Raw genomic sequence first — 2,125 nt, forward strand, 5'->3', positions numbered from 1 at the left:
CGGCCCGGGAGTCCCTGGCGGGCCCCACAGCATCGGCGGCGGCCAGCTGCCCGGCAGAGCCCACAGGAGCCAGCCCCACCCCCGGTTCCGCATTGGCAGCAGCTGGGGCGGCGGAGTTGGAACTCGTCTACGCGTATCAGGCCGCGCTGACCCGGCTGGACGCCGCATCCACCGCTCCGGCGGCCGGTTTCCTGGCACAGCACCAGGAGCTCCATGACGACGTCGAAGCAATGATCCGGTCCAGTTGCACGGCCGCTGCTCCCCAGCCGGCCGGCTATGCCCTCAGTGAAGCTTTCCTGGCGGCTCCGGCCACCACGCTCGGCACGTTGGAGGCGGCCACCATCCCGGCCTATGGCGATCTGGTGGCCCTGGGCGAGGGACCCGCCAGGGTCTGGGCACTCTCGGCTCTGGAGGCCGCCGCGCGCAGGACACTTCACTGGGGCGGCCCCCTCAGCCCGGTGCCAGGCCTGGTGCTGGCGGAGGCAGAGCTGCCGCCGCTCGCGGAAGCGACCGTCGATGATCTGTACACCGGGCCCTCGCAGACCGGGAAACGCAGCTGACCACGGAATGCTGGCCCTTCATGCGCACTGATGATTTGCTGTAGGAATGGACAACGTACCGGCACCATCGCTTCATGAGGATGAGCCGCACCACAACGACATCGCGGTCCGGCTTAATTGGCTGCGGGCCGGTGTGCTGGGTGCCAACGACGGGATCGTTTCCGTGGCCGCCATCGTGGTCGGTGTTGCCGGGGTGACCAACCAACCGGGTCCGATCCTGGTCGCCGGGGCCGCGGGCGTGGTGGGCGGTGCCATCTCCATGGCACTGGGCGAATACGTCTCTGTCAGCAGCCAGAAGGACAGCCAGGAAGCGCTGATCGAAAAGGAACGGCGCGAACTGCTCGAGGAGCCTGAGGAGGAGCTCGCGGAACTGGCAGCGATCTACCAGGCCAAGGGCCTCAGCGTTGACACTGCCCTCACGGTGGCCCGGGAACTGACCGAACACGATGCGCTGGGCGCCCACCTGTCCGCTGAACTGAACATCGACGAGACGGACATCGTCAGCCCATGGCACGCCGCCTTTGCCTCGGCCGTCGCCTTCCTGATCGGCGCCGTCCTGCCCATGCTGGCTATCCTCCTTCCCCCTGCGGAGATCAGGGTTCCCCTGACGTTTGCCGCCGTCCTCGTGGCACTCGCGGCCACCGGGGCGCTGGGCGCCTGGATCGGCGGAGGCTCGAAGCTGCGTGCCGCGGTGCGGGTGGTGGTGGGTGGCGCGCTGGCCCTCATCGCGACGTTCTCCATCGGAAACCTGCTCGGGGCGAGCGGTGTGATGTGAGCCTGCGGACAGTGGTGCCCATCCCTCCGGCCCTTAGCGTGCGTTACGGCCACAGCAGCGCCGGACGGGCCTGGCTTGCCTCGCTTCCTGACCTGGTCCAGGGGCGGCTGGAGCACTGGGAGTTGGCGGTTGACCTGGCACCCGGCGCGTTGCCCTGGCACGGGCACGGCGGCGTGGTGGTCCCGGTCCTCAGGACGGACGGCACCCCAGCAGCACTGAAGATTGCCTTCCCCCACGACGAAGCCCGGGTTGAACGGCACGCGCTCGCGCTGTGGGGAGGATACGGCGCCGTCCGATTATTGGAGTCCGACGCCGGAACGTGCGCCATGCTCCTGGAGCGTCTCGATGGGGGCTGTTCGCTGCAGGGTGTCCCGCTGGATGAGGCTGCGGGGATCTGGGGCGGCCTCGTGCGGCAGTTGAGCCTGGTGCCGGACACCAGACCTCAATGGCAGGAGTTCAACCACGTCGCGGCCCTCGCGGAACAGTGGAGCGATGACCTGCCCGCGGAGTGGGAACAGCAGGGCCGGCCCTTCCCGCGCTGGCTCCTCGAGGCGGCTTTGGAAGTCTGCCAGACCCGGGGTGCCGTCGGTCGCCGTTCCGGACACGATGTCCTGGTCCACACGGATTTCCATTTCCTGAATATCCTTGCCCGGTTGCAAGGGGGCTTTGCTGCCATCGATCCGCAGCCGATGATCGGCGAAGCCGAGTTCGCTGTGGCACCGCTCCTGTGGAACCGCCTGGACGACCTTTCCCGCGCTGATCCGGCCGCAGGGTTGAGGCAGCGTTGCAC

Annotated in this window: 3 protein-coding genes; all 3 read left to right on the forward strand. The window is 68.4% G+C overall.

Going from position 1 to position 2,125, the window contains the following annotated elements; genetic code table 11:
• The coding region (locus DBR22_RS16735; protein WP_146187537.1) for a DUF4439 domain-containing protein at positions 1 to 560 on the forward strand (560 nt) is incomplete at its 5' end.
• 46 nt (positions 561 to 606) lie between these two features.
• On the forward strand, positions 607 to 1,335 hold the full coding sequence (locus DBR22_RS16740; protein WP_108599949.1) for a VIT1/CCC1 transporter family protein: 729 nt from the start codon (positions 607 to 609) through the stop codon (positions 1,333 to 1,335).
• Between the two features lie 11 nt (positions 1,336 to 1,346).
• Positions 1,347 to 2,125: aminoglycoside phosphotransferase family protein (locus tag DBR22_RS16745; RefSeq protein WP_258229256.1), on the forward strand; the 779-nt coding region annotated here is incomplete at its 3' end.

The sequence above is a fragment of the Arthrobacter sp. HMWF013 genome (assembly GCF_003061105.1).
Lineage (GTDB): Bacteria > Actinomycetota > Actinomycetes > Actinomycetales > Micrococcaceae > Arthrobacter.